Origin of the sequence: Paenibacillus ihuae, assembly GCF_001368795.1 — a bacterium.
Taxonomy (GTDB): domain Bacteria; phylum Bacillota; class Bacilli; order Paenibacillales; family Paenibacillaceae; genus Paenibacillus_AQ; species Paenibacillus_AQ ihuae.
In genome coordinates, this window is the sequence record NZ_LN831200.1 from 216,361 (window position 1) to 223,660 (window position 7,300).

Consider the following 7,300-nt stretch of genomic DNA (forward strand, 5'->3'; position numbering starts at 1 on the left):
CGTAGACGGCGTCGATGCGCTCCCGCGCCTGGCTGCCGATGGCGGCGGCCAGATTCGGCTCCGCCAGCAGGCTGTTTACGCGCTCGGCCAGTGCGCCGATATTCGCCGCCGGGGCGAGCAGCCCGCCGCAGCCGGCGGCATGCAGCACTTCGTACAGCCCGCCGGAGTCATAGGCGACAACCGGCTTGCCGAAGGCCATTCCTTCCAGTGCCGTCATGCCGAAGCCTTCGCGGATCAGGCTGGGAACAACCAGCAGATCCATCGCGCAATAGGCGGAAGGAAGCGATTCTTCATATCCGTAGAATTTAAACCGGGAGGTCAGCCCCTCGAGCTTTACCTTACGGACGCAGCGTTCATAATAGCTTTTGTCTCCCGGAGTACCGATGACCAGAAACTTGGCATCCGGATGCTGCGCGCTCACCAGGACTGCCATTTTGACGAAATGCTCCAGTCCTTTTTCTTTATTAATGAAAGAAGAAATATAGCCGATGAGCGGTTCTCCGGGCGCTACCCGCAGTTCCCGCCGCCGTTCGCTCCGGAGCGTACTCCAGGCTTCCATCATCATTTCTTGGTCATTCCAGGACGGCGGAATCTGTGTCACCTTGCCCTCACGGATATCCACCGGAAAACAAGCCGCTGCGTTTGGGAAATGGCCAGTATCTCATCGCTGTTCCTGTGGATCAGCTCTACGCTGATTCCGGTGTAATCGTTGTCGGTGATCGTCTCGGAGATCTTCCAAACGACTGGAATGCCCAGAGACTTCGCCGCCATCGCCGGCAAAGCATGCACACAGGTGCTTGAAATAATGAGTGCCGGCCGGAGTGCCGCAAGCCAGTCTGTCAGCTCGCGGTATTCCCGGCTCTCCTGGAGCTTGCGGATATCCGCCTCCAGTCCGGCATATGGGGTATACATTCCGTAGACCAGAGGAATCGGGATCACCTGTACACTCAGCCCGGAGCTGCGGGCCTTACGGGTAAGCTTCCCATCCTGGGGGGCTACGAGAATACAGTTGAAATAGGAAGACAGCTCCCGGGCAAAGAACAGCAGCAGCTTCTCTGCACCCGTTATACTGCGTGTATTGGAAACGTGGGAAAAGAGGACAATTGTAGCTTTGTCGGCCATGGTGTTTCGGCGCTCCCTGGCAAGGGGCCTTGAGCGACCATTCACCTCCTTCAAAGTTTTACGAAGCTTAGGCTACGAAGCACTTCTCCGCAGTAAAACTCGCTTCGGAAGCATTCGCTTAGTTTTACTTGCCTCTTGTTTCAGTTGAACCTGATCCTGGCTGCATCTGGTAAGGGGGCGAACGCCAAGGTCCAGTACTCAGTATATTGAGGAGGAACAGATGCCGGCACGACACCTGTCCCCTGGTAAGCGCACATTTTCAATTTTTTGCCCGCCGCGGCCGGTTAGCCGTAGATTATGGTTAACAGCTGATTCAGGCGTTTGGTGTAGGTATGATCCTTCAACGTCCGTTCAAAGGCGCGCAGCGCCATATCCCGCCGCTGCTCCTCATGGGTCAGGTAATAACGGATTTTATCCATCATCTCCTGCGGGCTTGAGAAGGTATCAATTTCTTCACCGACCTTATAGAAGGAGCCCATATCATCTCTGGCATCGCTCAGCTGCAGCGTACCGCTGGCTGCGATTTCGAAGGTGCGGGGATTGGGTGAGGCAGCCGGAATATTCAGCTTATTGTTATTATCCATTTCATCCACATGGGCACGGTGAAGATTAATAACAATTTTGGAGCCGCTGTAGGTGACCGCAGTCTCCTGCGGAGTCATCCACTTGCCGATTTCAATACGCTCCCCGTACAGCGGAGCCTCAGGCAGACGGTCCCACCAAATGCCGTTAATGACAGTGTTGTAGCTCATCAGCTCCGGCATAATGTCACGGAAGAAATTGATCCGGTTCCAGTAGGCGGAGCCGATGAAGCTGACATCCCGTTGTACCGGTGAACGTCCTGTCGTCGGACGGTAATGCTCCCGGTGGGCGGCAAAAGGCAGGTAATGTACCTCAGTACAGCCAAGGCTGCGGTAAATTTCCACGCAATTGAGCTCCAGTGTGAACACATAGTCGTAATGGGCTACGATATTAGTCGTGAAATCTGTATAATATGGATCATCCGTCAGCCAGATCGCAGTCTTAATGCCCCTGCCCCGCAGCTCAGCAACCTGATCAAGCGGCAATTCAAGACCGTCCAGCACCAGCACCAGGTCAGGCCGCTGCGCGTCTGCGAGCCCCACCAGATTCTGGCGGACATCGGTAATTGTGACTTGGGTCGTCAGTTTTTGCAGCGCATAAAGAACGGCTTCATCCAGCGGGGAATAAGGATACCCTTTGCCCGAGGCTACATACATCACATGAAGGTTCCGCACCGCAATCGGCTCCTCCGGACGGCCGTCCAGAATGGCGAGCCTTCCCCGTAAATATCCCTCATCGTAGCCTATCTTGAAGCCGGTCAGGCGTCCGCGCAGCTTTTCTTCTTCCGCCGGTGTCCGCGGCAGCGGAGGTGCGGGCATTATAAATTCATTGTTCATGAGTAATCGCTCCTTCATCCCATTCTGATTTCACAGTTGTGAAGTAATCACATTCAACAATTGAGGCAGCCTAGCGGTGAATGTATGATGACGCAGTGTTGTCTGCAGCCCCCGGAGGGCAAACTTCTGGCGCTCTTTCTCATGCTTCAGGTAATAGTCGATTTTGCGTTTCAGCTCTTCGGTGGAGGCGAAGGTCTCTAAGTCATGGCCCGGGCGGTAATAGCTTCCTAAATCCTCACGGATATCTGTCAGCTGCATGGTTCCGCAGGCACTGATTTCATAGGTACGGGGATTAATAGAGCGTGACGGCAGCTGAAAGGTGTTGCGGTTATCCTGCCCGCCCTCCCACGGCCGGTGGATATTAATGACCAGCTTAGCACCGCTGTAATAATTCGCCGTTTCCTCCGGCGGAATAAAGCCGCTTTTGATGAAAGGAGACAGCTCTTCGAACTGGCTCAGCCGCTCCCAGAAACCGCCGGCGATCAGCACTTTCTTGCCCTTAAGATAGGGCGCCAGCTCGTCAAACAGTGCAGTACGGTTGCGGAAGGCGTTGCCGATGAACACAATATCAAACCGATGCTGCGGTCCGGTCCTGCGCGGATAGAACATTTGGGGATTCACGCAGAGCGGAAGGTAATGAACAGAGCCCGCCCCGAGCGAGCGGTAAAACTCAACACATCCCAGCTCATGCGTAAACACGTGATCATAATGCAGGCAGATGACGGAGGTATCTTCGGTAAAGTAAGGGTCATCCGCAAACCAGATTGCCGTAGGAATCCCAAGCTTTTTGATTTCATCAATTTGTTCCAGGTGGTTCTCCGGAAACACATGCAGCCCGTTCATGACGAGGACTGCTCCCGGCATTTCCCGCGCCGCCACCTCCAGCATCGTCTCAGGTGTGCTGAGCACCAGCTCACTCACCAACAGCCTGAGTGCTTCTGCGATCCCTGTGTCTATCGCCTCAAAGCCCTGGGGCACATACATCAGCTTAAACGGCCGGCACGCTACCACCTCCGGAGAATTCAGGCGTTTCACAGCTTCACATAAGCCGAGACGGTATCCTTCCTGATAGCCATCCCGATAATCCCGCGGACGCGTTCTTCTCTTTTTTGCTTTCACGGCTTTCACCCTGCCCCGTCATATTCTCAAGACAGTAGTACTATATGCGGAGTCAGCATCCGCCTCATGGACATCTGCCACGACTGAAGATAAATTGGCAGATGCCCCCTGTCGATCACCCGGGTTGCCCGAACCTTTGCCGATTCCTTCCACTGGGATACACTTGTACCCTGTCACAATACCCCTCTGAAAAGTTGTAAAAATACCTTTGTTTCCGTCCATTCCGCCCGCCAGCAGGAAATCAAAGGTAAAAATACCTTTGTTCCTGCCGTTCCCGCCCGTCAGCGGGAAATCAAAGGGAAAAATACCTTTGTTTCCGCCTTTTCCGCCCGCCAGCGGGATATCAAAGGGAAAAATCCCTTTATTTCCACCCTTTCTGCCCGCCAGCAGGATATCAAAGGGAAAAATCCCTTTATTTCCAACCTTTCCGCCCGGCCCGCCATTCCCGTCCTGCCCATCCCGCCAACAAACACAAAAAAGACATCCGGGCGGGATAACCGTCCAGATGTCTAAGATATACAGCTCTCTATTCTATTATTTCCTAATAAGGCACATCGTCTTTGTCCGTGAGGCAGTCAGTATATTCATTCAATAGTGCATCCAGCTTCACGGATTGGCGGAGTACTCTTATATCCTGCATTCCAAATTCCAGGGCAAGCCTGTTCAGCTCCTGCCTTGCCTGCTCAATTCTGTCCCTATGATCATCATTCCCCATAGCGGCCCCCTAACTCAGATGAGGCTGTACAGCCATTTGTTAAACTTTTACTAAAGTTCCAAACACATTGTATTCGAAAATGAACCGTCGGTCAATTCCTAGATATTCCAGAAATCCGTCTCCCCATGCTTACGGCAATGTGCACAAGCCCACCGAACATGATCACAGCCATCAGATCAAAACTCACATTGAACAGAAACAGATGCTTACCGATATCCGCCCTGCCGTCGCCAAGAACCGGGACCAGGAATGAGAACAGTCCGATCAGCCCGATCAGCAGCAGCAGTTCGCCGGCTATCCGTCCCGCCAGCTCTTTTGTACGGAAATAATGGAACAGCACTCCCGCGTAATACACCAGGTAGAATAGAATGAGGAAGCCGAGGGTGTGAGGAATATGCTTGTCTTTAAACTGGCTCCAGACACTGTAGGTGTGGCTCAGCGCTCCAGCCGGTTTCCCCTCCGATTTCTCATAGTTTCCCAGATACTGCGGGCGGATGTCCATACTGTTCTTGGCTGCATATTTCATATGCTCTATCACCCGTCCGGGATGCTTAATATAGAAGAAGAGCACATCCTTATGGGAGACCCGGTCATAGAAATCAGGCGTAAGCGACGGATCATCCTGCTTGATGGCGGTATCCTTCTGAAAATAATTTGTTCCCGCCAGCACCTCAAGGTGTTCCGGCAGTCCCAGATCGCGCAGATCTCCGCGTACATCCGGTGATTCATTCAGAATCCCGAAAAACACAGTCTGATACAGATTGATATGCTTGAGTTCCTTGGGGGCTGCCATATACAGCACTACCGAGACCAGAGCCACTGCCACCGCGAACCGACGGGCCAGCCTCCGGAAGTTCCCCTCCCCGGGAAGTGACCCCAGCCGCACAAAAATCAACGAGAAGACGAGCCCGACCGGAGCATTCTGGATTTTGGAGCAGATCAGGAACAATACAGCTATAAAGAACAGCGTCAGCCCTTTCCGGGTCGGCCTTTCCTGTGCCGTCAGCCTCAGACCCAGCGCAAACGTAAGCAGCATTGATACCATTGACACCGGTTCGCCGAAGAGCGAATTAAAATAAGCCAAATAGCCAATATCATAAAAGACAAATAACATCCCGGCCCCCAGCAGCAATCCTGTCACCACAGAGTACTTAGCTCCAAGCTTCACAATCAGCCAGGTCGCGGCAAGCAGCAGCAGCGCATACACCGCTCCCAGCAGGCGGATATCAAAATAACTGCCATGAAACACTCCGGAGAGAAGTCTCGGGACCAATACCAGCAGAATCTGAGAGGAAGGATAGAAGCCTTGAAACAGATTTTCATAGGAAAACCTTGCATGGCTGAAGCTGAAAAAACGGTCAGCATAGCTTTCTGCAGCATTATAGTAATTCAGTCCGACGGTATCCATCATCCGCTTGAAATCCCCGTTGTCAGCTACCCCGATAAAAGGCTGCAGGAATAGCAGATAGAGAATTAGGCCGCAACCGGCAAGAGCCACCAGGTACTCGGGTTTTAATATTCTTTTGTTCATAGCTCCCCCTAACGCTGCGGCAGCAGCTTCACGTATTCATCGGACAGGCCCATCAGCTGCAGAATATAGTTGTAGTCGTCCTCATAGGGGCTGAAATCTGCCACCGGCTGGAGTGTATCCAGCGAAACGGCTGTACCGTCAGCGAATCCTTTGCCCGGAACGAACATAATCTCATCATTAAAAAAAGAACCCGTAGGCAGATAATAGCGCATACCGACGACATTGCGGCCGATATTCAGCAGATCATGCCCGAATGCTGTAAACCCTTCGTCCTTGAGCGAGACACCCAGCAGATTAGCCACAGTCGGAAGAATGTCCAGCTGGCCTCCGGTGCGTTCCACCGTCTGCCCCTGGGTCATACCCGGCACATGCACGATCAGCGGGATATTGAAGCGGCTGATCCGGGAATCATACGGCGTACCGAGTGCTTCCTCCACCTGCTCCGGCGGCACATCCTGCGGCTGCAGCCCGAAATGGTCGCCGTACAGCACAAGCACCGTGTTATCCCATAGTCCCTGCTGCTTCAGCCCGTCAATCAGAGTGCCGACAGCATAGTCCGTATAGTTAATCGCCGTCAGATAATCTCCAAGCATCGTATCCTGCAGATTATCCGGCAATGTAATTCTTTTGTAGTCATCCGGAATCTTGAACGGGTGATGGCTGGAGGCCGTCACCAGCTGGGCATAGAATGGCGTGCCTTTCTGCTTCAGCTCCACGAGCTTCTCTACAGCAGTGATATAGAGCTGCTCGTCTGAGGCGCCGAAGGCGTTGAAATGATCATTTTTGAAGGAACCTTTATCATAATAGCCGTTAAAGCCCAGTGCCGGGTACAGCTCATTGCGGTTCCAGAAGCCGACCTTATTCACATGAAACGTGTAGGCCTCATAACCCTTATCCCGCAAAAGCCGCGGCAGGCCCGGAAGCTCCCGGTCTCCAAAGCCGGTGGACATTGCCAGCGTGCCGATCGGATAGATCGAAGTATTGCTCATAAATTCGGCATCGGAAGTATTACCCGGACCAATCTGCTGGTAAACATAGGGAAAATAAAAGCCTTCTCCGGCCAGACTATTCAGCACCGGTGTCAGCTCCTGCCCGTCCAGCGATTGATGCAGCGGGAAGTTCTGGAAAGCCTCCAGTTGAATCACGATTACATTCTTGCCCTTTTGCGAGCCGAAATACTCCGGCATCGTACCGGCAGGCTTATCACTGTACGGGTAGCCAGCCTCCAACTGCGCTACCTTGGCAATCGTTTCCTTAATATCGCCAGTGCCGATTAAGCCGTTATCCTCCTGCGCCTTAATCGCCGCAACCACTTCATAATTCAGGAACCCGGCGCTCTCCGCCTGTACCAGCTCGTTCGTAATGCTGCGTGCCGCATGAACGGAGTAGGCTGAC

7 protein-coding genes are annotated in these 7,300 nt (G+C 53.1%); all 7 read right to left on the bottom strand.

The genetic code is table 11. The features are described from left to right. On the bottom strand, window positions 1-622 hold a 622-nt coding region (locus tag AQR02_RS23535), incomplete at its 3' end, for a glycosyltransferase family 4 protein (RefSeq protein ID WP_148449191.1). Continuing rightward, window positions 598-1,122: a glycosyltransferase family protein gene (locus tag AQR02_RS23540; protein ID WP_054942841.1), complete on the bottom strand. Its 525-nt coding sequence runs from the start codon at window positions 1,120-1,122 to the stop codon at window positions 598-600. The genes AQR02_RS23535 and AQR02_RS23540, both read right to left, overlap by 25 nt. A 284-nt stretch (window positions 1,123-1,406) precedes the next feature. Then, a complete protein-coding gene (locus tag AQR02_RS23545; RefSeq protein ID WP_082452048.1) occupies window positions 1,407-2,540 on the bottom strand; it encodes a CgeB family protein in 1,134 nt (377 codons plus the stop codon). Window positions 2,541-2,570: 30 nt separating this feature from the next. After that, window positions 2,571-3,668, bottom strand: a complete 1,098-nt coding sequence (locus AQR02_RS23550) for a CgeB family protein (RefSeq protein ID WP_425340025.1) — start codon at window positions 3,666-3,668, stop codon at window positions 2,571-2,573. 532 nt (window positions 3,669-4,200) lie between these two features. Beyond that, window positions 4,201-4,374 carry an aspartyl-phosphate phosphatase Spo0E family protein gene (locus tag AQR02_RS31570; RefSeq protein WP_082452049.1) on the bottom strand — a complete coding sequence of 58 codons (174 nt, stop codon included), beginning with the start codon at window positions 4,372-4,374 and terminating at the stop codon, window positions 4,201-4,203. A gap of 91 nt (window positions 4,375-4,465) precedes the next feature. Further along, entirely contained in the window at window positions 4,466-5,905 is a 1,440-nt protein-coding gene (wsfD, locus tag AQR02_RS23555; RefSeq protein WP_054942843.1) for a glycan biosynthesis hexose transferase WsfD, read from the bottom strand. A gap of 8 nt (window positions 5,906-5,913) precedes the next feature. Beyond that, window positions 5,914-7,300 (bottom strand): LTA synthase family protein (locus AQR02_RS23560; protein WP_245237701.1); only part of this gene is annotated, 1,387 nt, incomplete at its 5' end.